Source organism: Candidatus Latescibacter sp. IFSED24, from assembly GCF_058273205.1.
In genome coordinates this window covers 1,069,142-1,091,030 of the sequence record NZ_CM177850.1, presented here as the reverse complement: position 1 = coordinate 1,091,030, position 21,889 = coordinate 1,069,142, and the positions used below count along the sequence as shown (strand labels likewise).

General features: G+C 67.2%; 17 protein-coding genes. 3 read left to right on the top strand and 14 right to left on the bottom strand.

All coding sequences use genetic code 11. From position 1 onward, the window contains the following. Positions 1-7 precede the first annotated feature (7 nt). The 10 genes from nuoK to IFSED24_RS04305 are packed head-to-tail and all read right to left on the bottom strand — an operon-like array spanning position 8 to position 8,708. Positions 8-313 (bottom strand): NADH-quinone oxidoreductase subunit NuoK, encoded by a 306-nt coding sequence (gene nuoK / locus IFSED24_RS04350; protein WP_491333998.1) that lies wholly within the window; start codon positions 311-313, stop codon positions 8-10. After that, on the bottom strand, positions 304-819 hold the full coding sequence (locus tag IFSED24_RS04345) for an NADH-quinone oxidoreductase subunit J family protein (RefSeq protein ID WP_491333997.1): 516 nt from the start codon (positions 817-819) through the stop codon (positions 304-306). Before IFSED24_RS04345 ends, nuoK begins: the two co-directional genes overlap by 10 nt. Continuing rightward, positions 819-1,325, bottom strand: coding sequence for a NuoI/complex I 23 kDa subunit family protein (locus IFSED24_RS04340; RefSeq protein WP_491333996.1), 507 nt, complete (start codon positions 1,323-1,325; stop codon positions 819-821). The genes IFSED24_RS04345 and IFSED24_RS04340 overlap by 1 nt, the downstream gene beginning before the upstream one ends. Before the next feature lie 31 nt (positions 1,326-1,356). Continuing rightward, a complete protein-coding gene (locus tag IFSED24_RS04335; protein ID WP_491333995.1) occupies positions 1,357-2,637 on the bottom strand; it encodes a complex I subunit 1/NuoH family protein in 1,281 nt (426 codons plus the stop codon). Continuing rightward, positions 2,637-4,214, bottom strand: a complete 1,578-nt coding sequence (locus IFSED24_RS04330; protein ID WP_491333994.1) for an NADH-quinone oxidoreductase subunit G — start codon at positions 4,212-4,214, stop codon at positions 2,637-2,639. Before IFSED24_RS04330 ends, IFSED24_RS04335 begins: the two co-directional genes overlap by 1 nt. Before the next feature lie 13 nt (positions 4,215-4,227). Continuing rightward, positions 4,228-5,526: an NADH-quinone oxidoreductase subunit NuoF gene (nuoF, locus tag IFSED24_RS04325; RefSeq protein ID WP_491333993.1), complete on the bottom strand. Its 1,299-nt coding sequence runs from the start codon at positions 5,524-5,526 to the stop codon at positions 4,228-4,230. Continuing rightward, on the bottom strand, positions 5,523-6,068 hold the full coding sequence (locus tag IFSED24_RS04320) for an NADH-quinone oxidoreductase subunit NuoE family protein (RefSeq protein ID WP_491333992.1): 546 nt from the start codon (positions 6,066-6,068) through the stop codon (positions 5,523-5,525). The genes nuoF and IFSED24_RS04320 overlap by 4 nt, the downstream gene beginning before the upstream one ends. 30 nt (positions 6,069-6,098) lie before the next feature. Further along, positions 6,099-7,817 carry an NADH-quinone oxidoreductase subunit D gene (locus IFSED24_RS04315; protein ID WP_491333991.1) on the bottom strand — a complete coding sequence of 573 codons (1,719 nt, stop codon included), beginning with the start codon at positions 7,815-7,817 and terminating at the stop codon, positions 6,099-6,101. 16 nt (positions 7,818-7,833) lie between these two features. Further along, positions 7,834-8,346 (bottom strand): NADH-quinone oxidoreductase subunit B, encoded by a 513-nt coding sequence (locus tag IFSED24_RS04310; protein ID WP_491333990.1) that lies wholly within the window; start codon positions 8,344-8,346, stop codon positions 7,834-7,836. Further along, entirely contained in the window at positions 8,337-8,708 is a 372-nt protein-coding gene (locus IFSED24_RS04305; protein ID WP_491333989.1) for an NADH-quinone oxidoreductase subunit A, read from the bottom strand. Before IFSED24_RS04305 ends, IFSED24_RS04310 begins: the two co-directional genes overlap by 10 nt. 374 nt (positions 8,709-9,082) lie before the next feature. Here IFSED24_RS04305 and IFSED24_RS04300 point away from each other — a divergent pair, with 374 nt between their 5' ends. Continuing rightward, complete coding sequence (locus IFSED24_RS04300; RefSeq protein WP_491333988.1) at positions 9,083-9,802, top strand: tetratricopeptide repeat protein; 720 nt, start codon at positions 9,083-9,085, stop codon at positions 9,800-9,802. 73 nt (positions 9,803-9,875) lie between these two features. On the opposite strand, the gene IFSED24_RS04295 is transcribed toward IFSED24_RS04300, so the two are convergent. From IFSED24_RS04295 to IFSED24_RS04280, 4 genes are all read right to left on the bottom strand, one after another. Beyond that, entirely contained in the window at positions 9,876-10,481 is a 606-nt protein-coding gene (locus IFSED24_RS04295) for a LabA-like NYN domain-containing protein (RefSeq protein WP_491333987.1), read from the bottom strand. A gap of 198 nt (positions 10,482-10,679) precedes the next feature. After that, on the bottom strand, positions 10,680-13,775 hold the full coding sequence (locus tag IFSED24_RS04290; protein ID WP_491333986.1) for an efflux RND transporter permease subunit: 3,096 nt from the start codon (positions 13,773-13,775) through the stop codon (positions 10,680-10,682). Continuing rightward, positions 13,766-17,056: an efflux RND transporter permease subunit gene (locus tag IFSED24_RS04285; RefSeq protein ID WP_491333985.1), complete on the bottom strand. Its 3,291-nt coding sequence runs from the start codon at positions 17,054-17,056 to the stop codon at positions 13,766-13,768. The genes IFSED24_RS04290 and IFSED24_RS04285 overlap by 10 nt, the downstream gene beginning before the upstream one ends. 20 nt (positions 17,057-17,076) lie before the next feature. After that, the gene (locus tag IFSED24_RS04280; RefSeq protein ID WP_491333984.1) at positions 17,077-18,225 is read right to left on the bottom strand and encodes an efflux RND transporter periplasmic adaptor subunit; all 1,149 of its coding nucleotides are present in this window, start codon (positions 18,223-18,225) and stop codon (positions 17,077-17,079) included. 189 nt (positions 18,226-18,414) lie between these two features. Between IFSED24_RS04280 and ftcD the strand changes: the two genes are divergently transcribed. Together ftcD and IFSED24_RS04270 are read left to right on the top strand one after the other, a co-directional pair. After that, on the top strand, positions 18,415-20,130 hold the full coding sequence (ftcD, locus tag IFSED24_RS04275) for a glutamate formimidoyltransferase (protein WP_491333983.1): 1,716 nt from the start codon (positions 18,415-18,417) through the stop codon (positions 20,128-20,130). A gap of 135 nt (positions 20,131-20,265) precedes the next feature. Then, positions 20,266-21,840 carry an MFS transporter gene (locus IFSED24_RS04270; RefSeq protein WP_491333982.1) on the top strand — a complete coding sequence of 525 codons (1,575 nt, stop codon included), beginning with the start codon at positions 20,266-20,268 and terminating at the stop codon, positions 21,838-21,840. The last annotated feature ends 49 nt before the right edge of the window (positions 21,841-21,889 follow it).

The window sequence follows — 21,889 nt, the reverse complement described above, 5'->3', positions numbered from 1 at the left end:
TTCTCCCCTACTCCATGAGCGTGGTCAGGTCATCGGCATCGACGGTCCGGCGGTGGCGGAAGATCTCCACCAGGATCGCCAGACCGATGGCTACTTCGGCAGCAGCCACGGCGAAATTCATCAGGACGAACACGTGCCCGGCCTCGTTGCCCAGCTCGCGGCTGAAGGCGACGAAGACCAGATTGGCGCCCGAGAGCATGAGCTCCACGCACATGAGCATGATGATGGTGTTGCGACGGATCACGAACCCCACCATGCCCACGAGGAAGACCAGGGCCGCCAGGACCAGATGATGAAGCAGGCCTACTTCCACGGCTGGCTCCTCTCGCTCTTGCCCAGGGCCAGGGCGCCGATGATGCCCACCAGCAGCAGCACCGAGATCAACTCGAACGCCAGCAGGTAATCGCCCAGCAGCAAACCAGCCACCCGCAGGGGCTGACCGAACTGATCGGGCAGCGTCGCCGTGAAGGGTATGGTGCCGAGCGGGCGCAGCCAGAGCGCGAGGGCGGCCAGCATCACGGCGGCCGGGATCAGGCTCAGCACCGGCACCCACAGGCGCGGCCGCCGGGTCTCCGCCGGCATGACCGGACCCTCGAGCATCATGATCACGAACATGAACAGGACCATGATCGCGCCGGCGTAGACCAGGACCTGCAGCACCGCCAGGAACGGCGCATGCAGCCCGGCGTAGAGCCCCGCCGAGCCGAGGAACGCCAGGATCAGCCAGCACGCCGCGGCCACGGCGCTCCGGCTGGTGACCATGGCGATCCCTCCGAACAGGAGCAGGGCCCCGCCGAAGTAGAAGAGGAAGGCTTCCATCAGAGTGTCCCGTCCTTGTCGTTGTTGAGGAGGAACTCCTTGTCGACGACGAAGCTCTCGCGGTTGTCGGCGGCGATCTCGTAGATCCCCGTGTCCATGCGGATCGCGTCGCAGGGGCACGCCTCCTCGCAGAGGCCGCAATACACGCACCGCAGGAGGTCGATGGTGAACGTCCGCGGATACTTCTCGATGGTGGGATCGGGATGCTCGGCAGCCTCGATCTCGATGCAGTCGGCCGGGCAGACCGTGCTGCACATCTGGCAGGCCACGCAGCGCGGCGAACCGTCGTCGCGCTGCGTCAGCCGGTGACGACCCCGGAACCGCGGACCGTACTCCCTTTTCTGCTCGGGGTACTGGATGGTCGGCATCTCGTCGGTATGCAGGAGGTTCTTCACCAGGTGGCGGCCGGTGACCACCAGTCCCTTGAAGATCTCCACGAAATAGGCGCTCTCCCAGAAAGTGCGTCGGCGGTTTGTGACGACGTCGGGGAGTCCCTTGTAGCTCATCGCAACGTTCCCTTCCGGCGGCGTGGTCGCATCAGCGGTGCACGGCGGTCAACCAGAGCGCGGTGACCACCAGGTTCACGAGCCCCGCGGGCAACAGGATCTTCCAGCCCAGGCGCATGACCTGGTCGTAGCGGAAACTGGGCACCGTCCAGCGCACCCAGATGAAGAGCCAGGCGAAGAAGGCCAGCTTGGCCACGAAGAAACCGGTCTGCATCAGCGTGGCGAAGATGGAGGCGCCGCCGCTGGCGATGGACCATGGCTGCAGGACGAGGGCGCCCAGCATGCCCAGCCCACCCAGCGTGGTTAGCGTGCCGAGGAACGCGGGTTCGCGCTCGCGGCTGTCACGATACCAGCCCCGCTCGCGGCGAGCGCGCCGGAAATACGCGGCGGCGATGACGAACGACAGCAGGCTGCCGGCGATCAGCAACCCGGTCAACAGCGAGCCCGCGTGCTGCTCCAGGACCGGCCGCGGCAGCCAGGGGATCTGGTAGCCGCCGAAGTAGAGCGCTGCGATCAGGGCCGCGGCCACCACCATGTGGGCGTACTCGGCCATGAAGAAGAGCGCGAACTTCATGCTGCTGTACTCGGTATGATAGCCGGCCACGATCTCCGAGTCGCGTTCGGTCATGTCGAAAGGCGTGCGGTTGGTCTCGGCGTAGGTGGCGGCGATGAAGAGCAGGAAGCCGAGCGGCTGCACCACCACGCCCCACTTGGGCAGCCAGCCCCAGATCAGGTCGCCCTGGCCGGCGACCACGTCGGTGATGCGCAGGCTGCCGAAGACCAGGAAGAGCCCCATGAGCGCCAGGCCCATGGTGAGCTCGTAGCTGATCATCTGGGCGGTGGAGCGCATGGAGCCCAGGAAGGTGTATTTGCTGTTGCTGGCCCAGCCGCCCAGCGCCACGCCGTAGGTGGCCAGGCTGCTGATGGCCAGGATGTAGAGCATGCCGACCTGGAGGTCGGCCACCACCAGCGGGTAGACCTTGTCGCCGATCTGCAGGTAATCGCCGAAGGGGATGACCACGTAGGTCGCCAGGGCGATCACCATCACCAGCACCGGGGCGAAGGCATAGAGGAAGGGATGCCGTTGCGCAGGCACCACATCTTCCTTGAAGAGCAGTTTGAAGACGTCGGCCACCGGGTGGATCAGGCCAGCGAGGCGGATCCCCAGGACCCCGGCACGGTTGGGCCCGGTCCGGTCCTGGATGAAGGCCGACCCCTTGCGCTCGGCCCAGATCAGCACCACCACGAATCCCATGATCAGGGCGATCATGAAGACGATCTTCAGGAGGGCCTCGAGAATCACGGGCAGCATCATTCTCCTCCTGCGGGAGCCCGGGCCGGCAACTGCGGCACCAGTCCCTCGGCGGGCAGACGGTTCAAGGCGTCCTCGTCGGGCAGTCCCAGTTCGCGGGCTACCAGGCGGCGCAGGGCCGGCAGCCCTGCGATCTCGGGGTCGGTGTCGACCTGGGTCAGCAGGTCCACCAGCAGGCGCCAATCCTCGCGCGCCGAACCGGGCGCCGCGATGGCGCGCTGGCCGCGCTGGATCCGCCCCTGGCGGTTGACCCACAGTGCGTCCTTCTCGGCCCACATGCAGGTGGGGATCACCAGGTCGGCCAGCTCGGCGGTGGCGTTGCGGCGGCTGCCCAGGTAGACCACACGCAGGCGCTGCAACGCCGTGGCGATCTCGGGCTGCGCCGCCGGGTCCCCGCCGTAGATCAGCACCGTCCCGCGGCCCTCCGCGAGCGCGGCCACCAGGTCGGCGGGAGCGATCTCGGGCAGCCCCAGCCAGACCAGGGCCCTTCGGTTGGGGCGCCGGTCGGCATCGAGCAGGATCTCGTCGCCCTCGGCCATGCCGTCGCCAGCCAAACCGCCAGCCATCTGGGCCTCCCCCACCAGGCGCCCGGCCAGGCGCCGGAAGAGGGTCAGCTCCTCCAGCGATGCCGACGGATCAGCCAGGGCGAAGGCCAGGCTGCCTGGCTTGGCCAGCCCCAGCAGTTCCTCGCGGGCGTCGCGCCATGACGTGGACACGAGTCCACCGTCGCGGCGCACCAGCGCCGTGGTGAGCCGGTCCTCGGTGTGGAGTTCCTTGTAGACCATCCGGCCCAGATCGCACATCCAGGCGCCGTTGACCGCGTCGTTGCGGCGCGGCTTGAGCCGGTAGACCCGGCCGCCCTCGTGGTCGATGCGCACGTTGCAGCCGGTGGCGCAACCCGGGCAGATCGACGAAGTGGCGCGCAGCATCCAGACCCGCTTCTGGAACCGGAAATCACGGCTGGTGAGCGCGCCCACCGGGCAGATGTCCACGGTGTTGAGGCTGTAGTTGTTGGCCAGCTCCTTGCCGGGTGCCACGCCGATCTCGGCGCGATCGCCCCGGTTGAAGATCCCCAGCTCGCCGGTCTTGGTGACTTCCTCGCAGAAGCGCACGCAGCGGCTGCAGAGCACGCAGCGCTCCTTGTCGAGGATCACGTGGGGGCCGATGACCTGGGCCTTGTCCTTGTGGACCTTGTCGGCCTTCGGCACCTCGGACTCGTACAGACCGTAGTCCATGTACTGGTCCTGCAAGCCGCACTCACCGGCCTGGTCGCAGATCGGGCAGTCCACCGGGTGGTTGATCAGGTGCATCTCGAGGACCTGCTGGACCGCCGTGCGAACCCGCTCGCTGCGCGTGTGCACCACCATGCCGTCGCGCACGATGGTGTTGCACGCGATGGTCAGCTTGGGCATGCCCTCGATCTCCACCTGGCAGAGCCGGCAAACTCCAGCCACGCTCAGGTCTGGGTGAAAACAGAAATGGGGCAGATCCTCGCCCCGCACCTCGCGGCAGGCGTCGAAGAGGCGGGTCCCGTCGGGAACCTCGATCTCCACACCGTCGATGGTCAACTTGGCCATGTTGGGTCCCTCGTCACTCGCCACGGGCCCAGCGCGAAGCCGAACCCGGGGTGGCGGTCTCGTGGATACGGGCCTCGAATTCGGGGCGGAAGCGCTGCAAGAAGCTCTGCATGGGCATCACCGCGGCATCGGCCAGCGGGCAGATGGTCAGCCCGGCCATGCCGTTGCAGACCTTGTCGAGCAGATCCAGATCCTCGGGCACGCCCTCGCCCTTGAGCAACTTGCCCACCAGGCGATGCAGCCAGCCGGTGCCCTCGCGGCACGGGGTGCACTGGCCGCAGCTCTCGTCCCAGTAGAAGTGCATGAGCACCTTGATCAGCTCGACCATGTCGGCGCTCTTGGGGATGATGATCATGCCGCCGGAGCCCAGCATGGTGCCGGCCTCCTGCAACGACTCGTAGTCGAGCGTGCAGCCCATGATCTCCTCGGCGGTGAGCACCGGCACCGAGCTGCCGCCGACGATGCAGGCCTTCAATTCCTCGCCCTCGACCATCCCGCCCAGCATGTCGCGATAGAACTCGGCGAACGGCATGCCCAGCGGAATCTCGTAGACTCCGGGCTTCTGTACCGGACCGCTCACCGACCAGAGCTTGGTGCCCGTCGACTTCTCGGTCCCGAACTGCTTGTAGCTGCTCGCACCGTTGGTCATGATCCAGGGCACGGCGGCCACGGTCTCGACGTTGTTGACGATGGTGGGCTTGCCGAGGAAGCCGCTCACCGCGGGAAACGGCGGCTTGATGCTGGGCTGGCCCTTGGTGCCGGTCACCGAATTGATGAGCCCGGTCTCCTCGCCGCAGATGTAGGCGCCGGCGCCCTTGTGCACGATGAGGTCCAGGCTGTAGCCGCTGCCCAGGATGTCCTGTCCCAGATAACCCGCGGCATAAGCCTCGTCCACAGCCTTCTGGACCCGGTCGATGAGCCAGCCGAATTCGCCGCGGATGTAGATGAAGCCCAGGTTGGCCCGCACCGCGAAACAGCTGATGATGGTGCCCTCGATGGTCTGGTGCGGATCGTAGTCGAGGAGGTAACGGTCCTTGAAGGTCCCCGGCTCGGACTCGTCGGCATTGACGAAGAAATAGACCTGGTCGGCGTCCTTGGGCACGAAGCCCCACTTGACGCCGGTGGGAAAGCCTGCGCCCCCGCGGCCGCGCAGTCCCGACTCCTTGACCACGTCGATGACCTCGTCGGGCTGCATCCCCGCGAGCACCATGCGCAGCGCGCGATAGCCGCCTTCGGCCTCGTAGGTCCTGAGCAGGTGTCCGTCCTGGCGGCCGAAACGCGCCGAGAGGATGTTGCACTCGGGTCTGCTCATGCGTCCTCCTCCAGCTCGCGATCGGTGTCCGCGCGCGGCACGTCGCTCTTGCGCAGGCTCTCCAGCAGCGCATCGACCTTCGCGGTCGTCAGATGCTCGTAGAGATGCTTGCCCAGCTGCAGCACCGGACCGTGACCGCAGGCGCCCAGGCACTCCACTCCGTGCAGCGCGAACTTGCCGTCCGGCGTGGACTCGCCGAGCCGGATCCCCAGCCGCTTCTCGAGCTGGGCGATGACCTCGCGTGCGCCCATGATGTGGCAGCTGATGTTGTGGCAGACCTCGAGCACGTGCTCGGCCGGCGGCTCGGTGCGGAACATGGTGTAGAAGCTGAGCACTTCCTCGACCCGTGCTGGCGCCAGGTCCAGGGTCTCGGCGAGGAAGCCGACGCCCGCAGGCGACACGTAGCCCAGCTCTTCCTGGATCACCCAGATGCAGGGCATGAGCGCGCTCTGCCGCGTGGGATATCGGTCCAAGATGGCGGCGATGCGCTCGCGAGAGGCTTCGCTCAGCTGGAAGGCGGTGGCGGTGTCCGGATTCTCCATCCTCTGCTCCGTGTCGTGGGGTCGTGCCGCCTAGCGGTCCAGTTCCCCGGCGATGATGTTCAAGCTACCCAGAGTGGCGATGGCATCGCTGATCATGCCGCCGCGCGCGATCTCGGCGAAGGCTCCGAAGATGGGGAAGCACGGCGGCCGCACCTTCATCCGGTAGGGCCGGCCGCTGCCGTCGGAAACGCAATAGAATCCCAGCTCGCCGTTGCCGCCCTCGCCGAAGCCGTAGGCCCGGCCCGCCGGCACCTGGATCCCCTCGTACACCAGCTTGAACTGGTTCATGACGCCTTCGATGCTCCCGTAGACCTTTTCCTTGGGCGGCAGGATCACGCGGGCATCGTCCACGTTGACCGGACCGTCGGGAAGCCGCTGCAGCGCCTGCTCGATGATCCGCTTGCTCTGGATCATCTCGGCCATGCGCACCATGATGCGCGCGTGGGTGTCGCCGTCCTCCCCGGTGGGCACGTCGAAATCGTAGTCCTCGTAGCCCAGGTAAGGGTGCAGCTTGCGGGCGTCGTAGGCCGCACCGGTGGCGCGCAGGCACGGTCCGGTGAAGCCATAGCTGATGGCGTCCTCGCGGCTGATCACGCCGACATCGATGGTCCGGTCGAGGAAGATCCGGTTGCGCGCGGCCAGCTTGACCACGTCGGTGATGGACTCCTCGAGCATGCGCAGCTTCTCGCGCACTTCCTCCTCGAAGCCCGTATAGAGGTCGTGACTGAGGCCGCCGATCCGCGCGTAGTTCGTGGTCAGGCGGCTACCGCAGAGCTTCTCGATGATCTGGTACATCGCCTCGCGGACGTTGAAGGTGTACCAGTACATGGTCAGGGCGCCCATGTCCACGAGGTTGGTCCCCACGCAGACCAGGTGGTCGATGATGCGCGACAGCTCCGAGACGATGACCCGGATCACCTGACAGCGCTCGGGGACCTCGACCCCCAGCATCTTCTCCACCGCCTCCGCGTAGATCACGTTGTTGAGCATGGGCGAGCAGTAGTTCAGGCGGTCGGTGTAGGGCATCACCTGGGCCCAGGTGTGATCCTCGGCCTCCTTCTCGAAGCAGCGGTGCAGGTAGCCGATCTCGGCGCGGGCCTCGACGATGGTCTCGCCGTCGAGGAGGCACTCGGCGCGCAGGCAACCGTGCATGGCGGGATGGCTCGGCCCCAGGTTCACCGTGAGCAGATCCGAAGGATGCACCTCGTCGCCCATGCCGTCGGGGTTCTGCTCGAGACTGGCCCGGTGCGCTGCCCTGGCGATGTGATGGTCGGCCAGCAGCTTCTCGGGCTCGGTCAGCTCCTGCCCCAGCTCGATGGGATAGTCCTTGCGGAGCGCATGGCCCTCGAACTGGTGGTGCGTCAGGATGCGTCGCAGGTCGGGGTGGCCGTCGAAGGGCACCCCGAAGAGGTCGTAGACCTCGCGCTCGTGCCAGTCGGCCGACTTCCAGAGGCCGGTGGCCGTGGGCACGGCCTCGCCCTCCTCCACGTCGACCTGGACCCAGAGCTGCTCCGGTCGCTCCACCGAGCGCACGTAATAGACCACCTCGAAGCGCTGCTCTCGTTCGGGATGGTCGAGGCCGATCACGTCGGCCAGCATGGTACATCCCTCGCGGTTCTTCAGGTGCGCCAGGACCTCGGTCAACCGATCGCGGCTGACAGTCACGGCATGATCCCCGCAGTGGGAACCCGCCGCCAGAACCGTCTCGCCGAATTCCTGCCGCAGCGCCTGCACCAGCCTGTCGCTCATGTTCCCTTCCCGCTGCTTAACGGCCCACCTGGGCCGAGTCGCCGTGTCGCTCCGTGCTGGAGGCCAGCCCCTCTTGTTCGATCTTTTCCTGCAACTGGATCAGCCCGTGGAAGAGGTTCTCGGGCGTGGGCGGACAGCCCGCCACGTAGACGTCAACCGGGATGACCCGGTCGATTCCCTGCAGCGTGCCGTAATTCTTGTAGAAGCCGCCGCTACAGGCGCAGACCCCCATGGAGAGGACCCACTTCGGCTCGCACATCTGGGCGTAGATGGTCTTGAGGATGGGCGCCTGCTTGTAACTGATGGTCCCGGCCACGATCATCAGGTCGCTCTGGCGGGGCGAGAAGCGGACCAGCTCGGCGCCGTAGCGGCTCAGGTCGTGGTAGCTGGAGACGGCGGCCATGAACTCGATGGCGCAGCACGCGGTCCCGTAGGGGATGGGCCAGAGCGAGTACTTGCGTCCCCAGTTGACGGCCTGGCGCAGCCGGGTGGTCATGATGTTGGTGGGCTGGTTGAGATCTACTGCCATTCGAGGCCACCTTTCCGCCAGACATAGACCAGCCCCGTCACCAGGATGGCCAGGAAGACCCCCAGCTCGGCCAGCGCGAAGAGCCCGGCGCCACTCTCCAGGAGTCCCTGGAAGGCCACCACCCAGGGATAGAGGAACACGGCCTCGAGATCGAAGAGCAGGAAGAAGAGGGCCACCAGGAAGAAGCGGATGAAGAAGCGGATCTGGATGGTGCTCCGCGCCGGAATGCCGCATTCGTAGGGCGTTTCCTTAAGCGCGTCTCGCCGCCGGGGCCCCAGCCAGTAGCTCAAGCCGAGGAATGCGCCCGCGAAGACGACGGCGACAAGCAGCACGGTCAGCACTGGAAGGGCGTACGCGGTCATCTCAACTCCCCGGTTCGTCCAGCTTGGTGCTTGTGGGTGGGCAAATCTACGATACAACGGGTCCTATTGATAAGGGAAAACTCGCATAAATGCCATATGAATTGTTGCCGACTCGACATTTTCTGCGTCTGCGCTCACAACCTGGAGCAAAGTTGGCCCTTTTTTGATCAATACCAGCCCGAATGGCAGTATCCTGGCCACAGCTCGGCATCACGTCGGGTTCAGGGGTGAAAGATCGCGACCCTGTCGAAATATTATCTGCTTTATTCACTTTACTTTAAAGGCCTATCTCCTGGAAGGCACGTTGGTTGCAATGGATCGCCGCAAGGTCACCTGATGGTCAGGCGACCCCATGTTCCGAGGAGCGTATCATCATGTCCACCGACCAACGTGAAGAAGCCCGCCATGAAGAGTTCGTGGCCCTGGTGGCCGCCGGCCGGCAAGCCCTGGCCGACGGGGACCTGGACACTGCCAGAGCACGCTTCGAGGAAGCTGCCCGTCGCTTCTCCCAGGACCCCCTGAGCCACAACAATCTGGGCGCCTTCTACATCGGCCTCGGCGAGTACGAACTGGCCGAGGGGTGTTTCCTGCACGTGGTGGACCTGCTGCCCGACAACCCCAGCAGCCACTTCAACCTGGCCATGGCGCGCTACCGGCAGGGGCGCTTCGCCGAGGCCGCCGAGGGATTCGCGGCCGTGGCGGCCCGCACCCCCGAGGATCCCGAGGTCTTCAACAACCTGGGCGCCACGCGGTATCTCGTGGGTCAGGTGGAACAGGCTCGCCAGGATCTGGAGACGGCGCTCAGACTCCAGCCCAACTTCCCCAACGCGGTCCTGAATCTCTGCGATCTGGAGTACGGGACCGGCAATGTGGATGCCGCCATCGCCCTGTGCGAGGCCTACCTGGCCCACAACCAGGACCTCGGAGTCCTGCGTCGGTTGCTGGAGATCCTGGACGAACAGGCCACGGCCGTCGTGAACAGGGCCATCCCCCACGCCGAGGCCTGCGTGGCGGCCAACGCGCAGGACCAGCGAACCCGGCGCCACCTGGGCCGTCTCCTGGAGGCCCGGCAGGCGCTCACCGCGCGGGGCTGACCACCGGCATGGTTCCGAAAGACGGCCGGCCACCCGCTGAGCGGATGGCCGGCTTTCTCGTCACGTGCGACGATCAGAAATCGAAGGTCGTGTCCTGGACCTTGAAATCGTCGAAGCCATCGGCCGCCGTATCGATATCGTTGCGGATCTCCCGCTGCGGCGCCACGTTCAGCGCGACCTGATCCTTGAGGCTGGCCAGATCGATATAGCAATCCGCGGCCGCGATCAGGTCGGTGCTGGTCATCTCCCGCAGTCCGCAGACCTCGATGTGCTTGCCCCGCCGTGCCAGCGCGTCGACCAGCGGTCGGAAATCGCCATCGCCGGTGCAGATGACCACCGTGTCGAGCTGGGAGGAGAGCTCGATGATGTCCATGGCCATCTCCATGTCCAGCGAGTTGCGCACGCTGCGGGTGGCCCCGTCGCTGTCGGCGAAGGACTTGACCTCGCGGGTCACCACGGTGAACCCGTTCAGCTTCAGGAAGTTGATGAAATCGATCTTGCCCTCGGACTGCGAACTGACGGCGGTGTAGAAGTAGGACCGCACCAGCCGCCGCTCCCCGGCCAGGAGTCGGCAGAGCTTGAGGTAGTCCAGTCGCATGTTCAGGTGCTTGGCGCTGTAATGGATGTTCTCGCCATCGATGAAGATGGCCACGCGGTCGAGTGGGCTATGGGTATACATGGTCGTCTCCTGTCTTTCACGCGGCGCCCCGGTTCCGCGGCGCCCGGGAGCATCGACCGGCGGCAGCCCCCCAGGGCGCGTCGGAGATGCCTGTTCAATACGCCGCAGGCACGGCAGAGCCGGGCCCGGGCGGAATTCCCTCATGATTGCTGCTTGGCATCGATTAGGGTCGTGATAACCGCACCGATGGGTTTTTCATCAATCAATGGCCGCGTCAGGATGGGGCGGCGCCATGGGACCGGTCTGGATTGCCCCCCGGGCCAGTCCCGCCGCTCGTTCCAGCCAGCGCGATGTCAACCAATAATAGGCTGGTAGGACCAGCAGGGTCAAGAGCGTGCCTGCGGCCAGCCCGCCGCAGATGGCCCGGGCCATGGGATAGTACTCCAGCCCCGAGAGGTGCGTACCCTTCAGCAAGGCCAGGGGCAGCAGGCCCAGGATGGTGGTGCCCGCGGTCATGAGGATGGGGCGCAGGCGCTCCGAACAGGCCAGCAGGAGCGCCTCCTGGGGATCCAGTCCGCCGCGACGGCGCTGTCCGATATGGTCGATCAGGACGATTCCGTTGTTCACCACGATCCCGATGAGGATCACGATCCCGATCATGGCCATGAGGTTCATGGGAGTGCCGGTGGCCATGAGGGTCCAGAACACGCCCAGCGAGGCGAAGGGGATGCAGATGATGACGATCAGGGGCAAGGTCAGCGATTCGAAGAGGCTGGCCATGACGAAGAACACGCAGGCCAGGGCCAGCAGCATGTTCAAGCCCATCTCCGACTGCTGCTCCTGACTGCGCCGGATGTTCTCGCCGAACGACCAGCCGTAGCCCAGGGGCAGTTCGGTCTCATCCATCACCTGGCGTACCTGCCCCAGGAGCTGGTCGAAGTTCTCGGTCTCGGCGCTGGCGCGCAGGGTCAACCCCGATCGCTGGTCCCGGCGGAAGATCCGCTCGGGCCCGCCGCCGAACTCGAAGGACGCCACCTGCCCCAGCTGAACCGGCTGGCTGTCCTTCATCCCCACGGTCAGGAGCGCCAGGTTCTCCAGCGACTCACGATCGTCGGGCAGGAGCGAGACGATGACATCGATCTCGCGGTCGGCGGTCTGGAGCCGGGGCAAGGGCACGCCGCGGTAGGTCAAGCCCATGATCTCGGCCACGGCCGCCGGTTCGACCCCGAAGCGCGTGGCTTCTTCGGGCTGGACGCGCACCCGGATCTCGGCGTGGCCATCGTCGGCCTCGCTCAGAACGTCGCTGACGCCGGGCAGGCCGCCGAGGCGATGCCGGATGGTGGTGGAGAGGTCGCGCAGGACCTCGGTCTCGCGGCCGTAGATGGTCACCGCGAAGGTGCGCGCGCCCGAACCGCCCCCGTCATCCCGCCCGAAGCGGTAGGTCAGTCCCGGCTGCACCGGCAGGTTCTCGCGCAGGTCCTTGCGCATCTCGCGCAGGAATTCCTCCTGCAGCACTCCGCGCTCGAAGAAGAGGGTGACCCCGCCGGCATCGCCCGCGAAGAACGAGTAGATGTCGCGGATGCCCAGCTCCTCGCGGCGCGTCTCGAGGTATTCCTCGGCCTGGGCCACGTAGCGGCTGCTGAGCCGGTGGTCGACGGCATCGGCGAAGTCGAAGCCGATGTACAGGCTCTCGCGGCGCACCCCCTCGTCGCCGAACACGTCCATGTTCAGGTTGGTGGCCTTCATCAGGAAAATCGTCCCCGCCATCAGGACCGGCAGCAGCACCAGGGTGGTCAGCAGTGGATGCTTCAGCGCGGTCCAGCGCAGGATCTGCAGGTAGATCCGGCGCAGGGGCGGCAGCCAACCGGGTTCGCGGGGCGCCTCGTTGCCGGCCACCCGGGCGGCTAAAAGCGGGATCACGGTCAGGCTGATCAGCAGCGACACCAGCAGGGTCACGCTGATCGTGACGCCGACCTCGCCCAGCCAGACAGCCAGCTCGTCGTTGCTGCTGACCACCACCGGGGCGAAGACGATGATCGTGGTCAGGGTCGAGGCAGCCACCGCCTTGCCCACCTCGCGCGTTCCCCGCAGCGCCGCCACCAGCGGCGGTCGACCCGCGTGCAGGTGGCGGTGGATCGACTCCAGTACCACCACGGCATTGTCCACGAGCATGCCCACCCCGAGCATCAGCCCCATCATGGTCAGGATGTTCAGGGTCCGGCCCGTGAGGTAGAGGAAGATGCACGCGCCGAGGAGCGACAGCGGGATGGCCGCGGTGGTCACCAGCGTCAGGCTGACGCGCCGCAGGAAGAGCCAGAGGATGACCACGGCCAGCAGCGATCCCAGCGCCCCGGCCTGGAGCAGGCCCCGCAGCGAGTCGGTGATCTCGTCGGCCTGATTGAAGAAGGCGAAGCTGTGGATCCCGGCCAGCGCGGGATCCTGATTGATACGCGCCAGCTCGGCCTCCACCGCCCGACACACCTCGACCGTGTTGGCGCCCGAGCCCTTCTGGATCCAGAAGGCGATGGCGGGCTCCCCGTTGAGCCGGCGGCCGTAGGTCAGGCCCGGCACGCCGTAGACCACCTCGGCCACGTCCTTCAGGCGCAGGCCCCGGTCGTCGACTGGCAGTTCGGCAAGGTCCTCCACCGAATGGAGATTGCTCACTGAGCGCAGGTCGTAGCGCAGGCCGCGGTCAGTGACCCGGCCCACGGTGAGCTCGACGCTCGCGGCCTGCAGCTTGCGGAACAGCAGCGAGACGTCCACGCCGTACTCGAGGATGCGGTCGAAGCGGAGATAGACCGAGGCCTGGGTCGGCGCCACACCGTCGATGTTGACCCGGCCCACGCCGGGGATGCGCTGCAGGGGTGCGATGACGTGCTGTTCGAGGAGGTCCCAACTCGTTGATAGGTCACGACCGGTAGCTGCGATCCGACCCTCGATCACCGGGATGTCGCTGGAGTCGAAGGTCAGCAGCAGGATCTGGCGGATATCGTCGGGCAACTCGCCACGGATCTGGTCGAGCTTCTCCTTCACTTCCAGTCGCAGGAGGTTCACGTCGCGGCCCCAGTCGAACTGGACACCGACCTGGACCTGATCCGCATCGCTGTAGCTGTTGATGCTGCGCACTCCGCCCAGGGTCGCCAGGACCTCCTCCACCGGGCGGACGATCAGCCGCTCGTTCTCCTCGGGCAGGCCGCCGGGATACGGGATAAACACCGCGATGAAGGGGAAATCGACGCGCGGCAGGAAGTCCAGCCGCAGGCGACCGATGGAGACCACGCCCAGGACCAGGATGGTCACCAGGGCCATGGCCAGGGTCACCGGTCGGCGCAGCGCGAGGCGCGTCAGTTCCACGGCCCGACCTCCGGCTCGCCGGGCACGGCTCCAGCGGGCACGCCGGCGCCGCCCGCCGGTGCGGGAGCGGTCGCTGGTTGGCGGCGGACCGTCATGAGGGTGTAGAGCACGGGCACCGCCACCAGGGTCAGGCCCGTGGCGAGCAGGAGGCCGCCGATCACGGTGACCGCCAGGGGCGCGCGCAGCTCGGCGCCCTCACCCAGGCCCAACGCCATGGGCAAAAGGCCCAGAACGGTGGTGGCTGTGGTCATGAGGATGGGGCGCAACCGCTCCCGGCCCGCTTCCCTCGCCGCAGCGTGGACATCCCGACCGCCGCGTCGCAACTGGTTCATGCGATCGACCAGCACGATGCCGTTGTTGACCACGATGCCCGCCAGCATGATGGCCCCGATCACCGCGAAGACGCTGAGGGGTCGACCCACCAGGGCCAGCCCATAGATCGCGCCGGCCAGCGCCAGGGGCACGGTCACCATGATGATCAGCGGATAGACCACCGACTCGAACTGGGAGGCCATGACCAGGTAGACCAGGAACACGGCCAGCAGCACCGCCAGCTGGAGCGAACGGAAGCTGCGGGTCATCTCGCGGTTCTGGCCGCCGAGAGTGGCGGTCACGCCGGCCGGCAGGGTCAACGAGCGCAGCTGAGCCGCGATGTCCTGGCTCACCGAGCCCAGGTCGCGGCCGGCGAGGTCGGCCGTCACCAGCGCGGCGCGCCGACCGCCGAGACGGTGGATCTCGGCGGGGCCGCGAGCCTCGCTGAGGTCGGCCACCGCCGACAGCGGCACGGTGATGCCGTCGCGCTCGGCGACCACCAGGTCCTCCACGGCGGTCAGGGTCGATCGCTGGTCCACCTGCCCCTGGACGCGGATGTCGAGGTGCCGCTCGCCGTCGCGGAACCGGCCCGGAACCACACCGCCCACCTTGGCGCGCACGGTGTTGGCCACCTGCTCCTGATCGAGGCCGAGCAGCCCCAGCTTGTCACGGTCCAGGGCGATGCGGATCTCGGGCGACCCGGGCACCATGGCCTGACGCACGTCGCGCAGGCCGGCGATTCCCTGCAGACGCGCGGCCACGGCATCGGCGCCGCGCTGCAAGGCGTCCAGGTCCTGTCCGTAGACATCGACCTGGACCGGTGCGCTCAGGTTGAGGAGCGCCGGCCGCCGCACTTCCAGGCGCATCTGCGGTCCGGCGGCGGCCAGCTCGCGGGCGGCCGCCAGCACACGCGCCTCCACCTCGGGATCCGAAGACGCCAGCTGCAGGTGCACCTCGGCGCGGTTCTCCTTCTGCCGGGTGGCGCCGCCCCCGGCCTCGCGACTGATGCCGACCTCGGCCGCCACCCGCGTGATGCCCGGCGAGTCGGCGAGCTGCCGCTCGAGCTCGGCGCAGATCCGTTCGGTCCGATCCAGCGGCGTGCCCTCGGGCAGCTCCATCTGCAGGGTCAAGGATCCCTGGGCCAGCGGTGGCACCAGCTCGGTGCCCAGGCCGCCAACCAGCAGGAAAGCGCCACCTCCCGCCAGCACGACCACCAACAGGACCACGGCGCGGGCCCGCAGGGCGCTGGCGAGCAGACGGTCATAGCCCGCGGCCAGCCGGGTCCAGAGCCGGGCATGCGTGGCGGTCAGGGGGGTCATCATCATGGTGAACGCCCAGTGCAACCCCCGGCCGAGCAGCTTCAGCAGGCCGACCACCGCCAGCGGCAAGCCAAGCGCCAGGAAGTGCCCGGCCTCGGCGAGCATCCGGCGCCACCACCAGCGGTGTGGTCTGGTCGGGCGCCAGCGGGCCCGCCAGCCCACGCTGGCGGTCGCCGTGCGGCCGGCACCGAGCGACGCGGCCATGGGTGTGAAGGTCAGCGAGACGAGGAGGCTGACGAAGAGCGAGAAGGTCACGGTCAGGGCCTGGTCGCGGAAGACCTGGCCCGCCACCCCGACCACCACGAACACGATGGGCAGGAACACGGCCACCGTGGTGAGCGTCGACGCGGTGACGGCGCCGGCCACCTCGGCGGCGCCGGCGGCTGCGGTCTGTCGAGGATCGGCGTCGGGATTCGCTTCCCGGCGGCGCTGGATCGCCTCCAGCACCACGATGGAGTTGTCCACCAGCATGCCGACCCCCAGCGCCAGCCCGCCCAGGCTCATGACATTGAGCGACACCCCGCGCGAATGCATCAGGATGAAGGTGGCGACGATGCTCAGGGGAATGGCCAGGCCAATCACCAGCGTGCTGCGCACGTCGCGCAGGAACACGAAGAGGACCAGCACGGCGAGGATGCCGCCGATGAGCGCGTTGGAGCGGACCTCGTTCACCGCCTGGGAGATGTAGACCGACTGGTCGAAGAGGATGTCCTGCTGCAGCCCGGCAGGCAGGCGATCCTGGATCCGGTCCATGGCCTCGCGCACTCGGCGGGCCGTCTCCACCGCGTTGGCGTCGCCCTCCTTGAAGACGGCGACCTCGACGCTCTCGCGGCCGTCGACATGGGTGATATCCACCCGTTCCTTGTGGCTGCGCACCACCTCGGCCACCTCGCTCAGGGCCACCGGCCGCTCGCCGGCCTGCCCCACGGTGACCTCGCGCAGGTCATCCAGATCCTGGAAGCGCCGCAAGGTCCGCACGATGTATTCGGCGCCCCGATCGCGCAGCCGACCGCCCGAGGCGTTGACATTCTGCCGCGCGAGCGCCTGCTCGACCTGGCCGATGCTCAGCCCCAGGGCCGCCAGGCGCCCCTCGTCCACCAGGACCTGGATCTCCTCCTCCAGACCGCCGGACACGCGGGCGGCCGCCACTCCCTGGATCGCCTCGATCTCGGTCTTCACCACGTCCTCGGCCACGGTCCGCACCCGCGCCAGCGACGCCTCGCCCCAGAGGCCGATGCGCAGCACGGGATCCAGGGCCGGATCATACTTCAGGAGCACCGGCTGGGTCGCGTCGTCGGGGAGCCGGACCAGGTCCAGCTTCTCGCGCACGTCGAGGCCGGCGTAATCCATGGCCGTACCCCAGTCGAACTCGAGCGTGATCTGGCTGAGGCCCGCCTGGCTCACCGAGTGCACCTGGCGCAGTCCGGGAACCACGCCCACCGACTCCTCGAGCGGCCTGGTCACCAGGTTCTCCACGTCCACCGGCGCGGAGCCCGGCAACTCGGTCTGCACGGTGAGGGTCGGGTAGCGGATCTCGGGCAACAGGCCGACATCGAGGCGGCCGAGAGACACGAGACCGAAGACGACCGCGGCCACGGTGGCCATGCCGATGGTGACGGGACGGTTGACGGCAAACTGAACGATCTTCACGGGGCACTCCTCTGGTCGCGCTAACGGGAAGCCAGTTCGGCCAGGTCGCTGTCCGTGAGGATCTCGACGCGGCTGCCGGTGCGCAGGCCGCCACGACCGAGGGTGACCACGTTCCAGCCTTCATCCAGTCCGCCGGTGACCTCCACGTGCGTCTCGTCGTAGAGACCGGTGGTGATCTCCACCTTGCGCACGGTGTCGGCCTCGGCCACGAACACGCTGCGCAGGCCGCCCTCCTCCACGAGGGCCAGCTTGGGCACGGCCAGGACGTTGCGCTTCCGATCAGTGGTCAGGCGCGCCTTGACGAACCCGCCCACGCGCGCCAGCGCCCCATCGGGCAGACGCAGGGTGACGCACACGGTGCCGGTCTGCGGATCGACCACCGGGCTGATCCTCTCGACGGAAGCCACGAGATCGTCACCGGTCATCTCGGTCTCCACCATCACCGTCTCGCCGACGCCGATCTTGGCGGCCACCGGCTCGGGCAGGTGTACGCGCACGCGCAGCGGCGAGAAATCGGCGAGTGTGAACGCCTTCGCGCCCGGCTCGACTTGCTGGCCCGCCACCACGGTGCGGGCGGTGACCTGCCCCGCGAAGGGCGCCTTGACATAGGTCTCGTCGAGGACGATCTGGGCGAGGTCGCGCTCGGCTTCGGCCTGATCATTAGTGGACTGGGCCGTGTCGAACTCCTCCTGGCTGATCAGATCCTCGGCCACCATCTGCCGCGAACGTTCGAGCTTGCGTCGCTGTTCGGCGAGCTTGAGCTCGGCTCGGCGCAATTCCACCTTCTGGCGGTCGTTCTCGAGCTCAGCCAGCACCTGTCCGCGCTCGACCCAGGCGCCCTCCTCGCTGAGCACGGTGCGCACGCGGCCGGAGGCACGGCAGGGGACATCGACCAGGCGGTCGGCCTCGATGCTGCTGGCCGCGCGATGGAAGGCCGACACCGAGCGACGCTCGACGGTGGCGACCTCCACCGGCACCGCCGGCTTCTCGTCGGCCTCGGCTGCGGCATCCTCGGCCAGGGTGGCCGTGCTGTCGGCCGGCGCGCCGTTGGCGCTGGCCACGAAGGGCAGTTGCACGCCGGACTTGACCGCCAAGCCGACGGCGATCGCGAGAACGACCAGCGTCACGCTGGCTCCCGCGAGGACGATACGCATTCTCCTGATGGCCATGATCGTGTTCCTCGGGGCTGGGGAGTGGCTCCTGTGGCGTGGACATGGACATGACGCACCAGCGCCGCCCAAGGTTGCATATCGAGGCCGCGGGCTGGAAATCCCCGGGCTCGTCGTGTATTTTGGCGGTCCCGGCTGCGATCCCGCGCGCCGTGACGGTTGCGAACCCGAGCCCAGAGGTTTACGGCGATGAAGAAGCTCGTCGAATGCGTCCCCAATATCAGCGAGGGCCGCGATCAGGCCGTGATCGACGCGGTCACCAGCGTCATCGAGGAGGTCGAAGGGGTCAGCCTGCTGGACGTGGATCCCGGCGCCGACACCAACCGGACCGTGATCACCTTCATCGGCCCCCCCGCCGGCGTGGCCGAAGCAGCGTTCCGGGTGGTCAAGCGCGCCGGCGAGCTCATCGACATGCGACACCAGAAGGGCGCCCATCCCCGCCACGGCAGCACCGACGTCTGCCCCTTCGTGCCGGTGCGCGGCGTGACCATGGCCGAGTGCGTGGAGATCGCGCGCCAGGTGGGCCGCCGGATCGGCGAGGAGCTGCGGTTCCCGGTCTACCTCTACGAGGAGGCCGCCTCGCGTCCCGAACGCCGGAATCTGGCGCACGTCCGCAAGGGCGAGTACGAGGCCCTCGGCGACAAGCTCGGCACCGACGAATGGGCGCCCGACTTCGGCCCCAACGAGTGGAACGAGCACACCGCCCGCTCCGGCGCCATCAACGTCTCGGCCCGCGGCTTCCTGGTGGCCTACAACGTCAACCTGAACACCCGCTCCAAGAAGATCGCCAGCCAGATCGCCCTGGATATCAAGGAAGCCGGCCGCGCCCAGCGCGACGCCGACGGCAAGCTGCTCAAGGACGAGCACGGCCAGAACATCATGGGGCCCGGCCCCTACCGCCTCGAGGCCTGCAAGGCCGTGGGCTGGACCATCGACGAGTACGACAAGGCCCAGGTCTCCATCAACCTGGTCAACACCGCCATCACCAAGCCGCACCAGGCGTTCGAGGGTTGCCGCAAGAGCGCGGTCGACCGCGGCGTGCGCGTCACCGGCAGCGAGCTGGTGGGCCTGATCCCCGAGGGCGACCTCCTGGCCGCGGGCAAGTACTACCTCAAGCAGGCCGGACAGTCGGCCGGCATTCCCCGCCGCCAGATCATCGAGACGGCGATCCAGAGCCTCGGCCTCCGCGAGCTCGGCGAGTTCGATCCCGCCGAGAAGATCATCGAGTACCAGGCGGGACTGGTGGACGGTCCCCTTGTGAGCATGACCAACCGCGAATTCGTCGACGAGCTGTCCAGCGATTCCCCCGCCCCGGGCGGCGGTTCGGTGGCCGCTCTCTGCGCCGCCCAGGCCGCCGGCCTGACCGCCATGGTCGGCAACCTGACCGTGGGCAAGATGAGCTACCCCAAGGCCCAGGACCGGGTCAAGGAGATCGCCGAAGCGGCCCAGGCGCTCAAGGACTTCTTCCTCGACGCCATCGACCTTGACACCGACTCCTTCAACAAGGTCATGGATTGCTTCGGGATGCCCAAGAATACCGAGGCACAGATCCAGGCCAAGAACCTGGCCATCGCCGAGGCGACGCGCGGCGCCACCAGGATCCCGCTCTCGGTGCTCGAAAAGGTGCCGGCCGTGCTGGACCTGGCGGCCGAGATCGCCGAGATCGGCAACCAGAACAGCCTCTCCGACGCCGGGGTGGCGGTCCTGACCGCGCTCTGCGGCGCCGAGGGAGCCTATTACAACGTGCTGATCAACCTGGCCGGACTGGCCGAGATGGACCAGAGCGACGCTCCCGGTTTCCTCGCGGAAACCCGTCAGGCGGCGGTCCAGCTCATGGCGACCTGCGAAGAGAAGGCGACCACGGCCAGGCAACGGATCCGCCAGAAGCTCGAAAACGCCTTCTAGCCCCGGGCTGTCAACGGTGTTAACCTTGTGGCGAGGGCCGCTCCGGCGGCCCTTGACCGTCCCCTGATAAGGGCATTACCTTAGCCCGCAATACGACCCCCCGCTCGCCTTAGTCTCCAGGAAGGATGTCACCACATGGCAGTAGCGCCCGCCGGCGGACCCGAGCGCAAGGATCCGCTCAAGGAAATCGTCCAGCCCTTCATCGACCTGGTCCACGCCCCCCGGGCGCTCTGGGGCATCAACCTGGCCTACTTCCTCGAGGGCTGGGTCTACTTCGGAATGCTCGGCTACCTGGCCATGCATTTCTCGGACTTCGTCTTCGTGAACGAGGCGCACCCGGACGAGCTCTCGCACCCCATGGTGGGCTTCCTCACCGCGGGCATCACCATCTCCATGTTCTTCCTGGGGTCGGTGGCCGACAAGGTGGGCGTGCGCAAGACGCTGCTCACCGCCTTCACCTTCCTGCTCGCCGGTCGCATCATCTGGTCGCTGGCGCCGTCCATCTTCCCGGAACCGGGACTCTGGAGCCACCTCCACCTGATGACCATGCTGGGCATCTTCCTGGTCATCGTGGGCTACGGCATGTACCAGCCAGCAGCCTATGCAGGTGTCCGCAAGTTCACGAATCCCAAGACGGCTGCCATGGGCTACGCCATGCTCTATGCCCTGATGAACCTGGGTGGCTGGCTGCCCAGTTTCTTCACCTTCGTGCGCGAGCACGTGGGCATCACCGGCGCCTTCTGGGTCTACACCTGCATCACGGCGGTCGCCCTGGTGACGACCTGGCTGATCCTCTCGCGACGCACCGAGGAGGACGCCATCGCCCGCGCCGAGCGCGAGCGCAAGGAGCTGGAGGCGGCCGAGGGGACGGCCAAGACCGAAGCCGAGAAGGAGGCCGCCAAGGCCGAGGCGGACGTCCGCTACGCCACCCGCCGGGTTCCCATCCATCTCTGGGGCACCCTGGCCGCGGTGGTGGCCGCCGTCTATCTCGTCGCCGAGCCGTATCGCTACTACATCTGGGGCGTGTTCGCCCTGGCGCTCCTGGTCCTGGTCGGCGTGCGGCAGCTTGGTGCTCCCGCCTATCGCTGGCTGGCCAACCATCCTCTGTCCGATGGGAAATTCTTCTTCTTCATCTTCGCGCTCATCCCGGTGCAGACCCTGTTCACGTACAACTGGCTCGTGCTGCCCCAGTATCTCGAGCGGGCCTTCGAGGGCGGGTTCGTGAGCGAGCGTTTCGAGCTCTTCGCCAATCTCAATCCCATCCTGATCTTCGTGGCCGTGCCCATCGTGACGGCGTTGACCATGAAGAAGAAGGTCTACAACATGATGGTCATCGGGACCTTCATCATGGCCGCCCCGGCGTTCCTGCTGTCGCTGGGCACGAGCCTGTGGCTCCTGCTGGGCTACCTGCTGATCATGACCATCGGTGAGGCCATGTGGCAGCCGCGCTTCCTGCAGTACGCCGCCGAGATCGCGCCCGAGGGCCGCACCGGCGCCTACATGGGTGTGGCCCAGTTCCCCTGGTTCCTCACCAAGATGCTCGTGCCGCTCTACTCGGGCATCATGATGCAGCGCTTCTGCCCGGCATCCCCGCCCCGCAATCCCGAGACCATGTGGCTGATCTACGCCTGCATCGCCATGCTGTCCACGGTCTTCCTGCTCATGGCTCGCAACTGGGTCGGGAAGGACTTCAAGACCAAGGCGGCGTGAGGGACCGGTGACCGCGATGATTTTGGGGCCCCACCGCGAGGTGGGGCCC

Excerpts from the sequence above, each read along its gene's own strand:
- IFSED24_RS04330 (WP_491333994.1), bottom strand. The coding sequence starts at position 4,214 with ATGGCCAAGTTGACCATCGACGGTGTGGAGATCGAGGTTCCCGACGGG.
- IFSED24_RS04310 (WP_491333990.1), bottom strand. The coding sequence starts at position 8,346 with ATGGCAGTAGATCTCAACCAGCCCACCAACATCATGACCACCCGGCTG.
- IFSED24_RS04340 (WP_491333996.1), bottom strand. The coding sequence starts at position 1,325 with ATGAGCTACAAGGGACTCCCCGACGTCGTCACAAACCGCCGACGCACT.
- IFSED24_RS04335 (WP_491333995.1), bottom strand. The coding sequence starts at position 2,637 with ATGCTGCCCGTGATTCTCGAGGCCCTCCTGAAGATCGTCTTCATGATC.
- IFSED24_RS04300 (WP_491333988.1), top strand. The coding sequence starts at position 9,083 with ATGTCCACCGACCAACGTGAAGAAGCCCGCCATGAAGAGTTCGTGGCC.
- nuoF (WP_491333993.1), bottom strand. The coding sequence starts at position 5,526 with ATGAGCAGACCCGAGTGCAACATCCTCTCGGCGCGTTTCGGCCGCCAG.
- ftcD (WP_491333983.1), top strand. The coding sequence starts at position 18,415 with ATGAAGAAGCTCGTCGAATGCGTCCCCAATATCAGCGAGGGCCGCGAT.
- IFSED24_RS04270 (WP_491333982.1), top strand. The coding sequence starts at position 20,266 with ATGGCAGTAGCGCCCGCCGGCGGACCCGAGCGCAAGGATCCGCTCAAG.
- IFSED24_RS04280 (WP_491333984.1), bottom strand. The coding sequence starts at position 18,225 with ATGGCCATCAGGAGAATGCGTATCGTCCTCGCGGGAGCCAGCGTGACG.
- IFSED24_RS04315 (WP_491333991.1), bottom strand. The coding sequence starts at position 7,817 with ATGAGCGACAGGCTGGTGCAGGCGCTGCGGCAGGAATTCGGCGAGACG.
- IFSED24_RS04295 (WP_491333987.1), bottom strand. The coding sequence starts at position 10,481 with ATGTATACCCATAGCCCACTCGACCGCGTGGCCATCTTCATCGATGGC.
- IFSED24_RS04305 (WP_491333989.1), bottom strand. The coding sequence starts at position 8,708 with ATGACCGCGTACGCCCTTCCAGTGCTGACCGTGCTGCTTGTCGCCGTC.
- IFSED24_RS04320 (WP_491333992.1), bottom strand. The coding sequence starts at position 6,068 with ATGGAGAATCCGGACACCGCCACCGCCTTCCAGCTGAGCGAAGCCTCT.
- IFSED24_RS04345 (WP_491333997.1), bottom strand. The coding sequence starts at position 819 with ATGGAAGCCTTCCTCTTCTACTTCGGCGGGGCCCTGCTCCTGTTCGGA.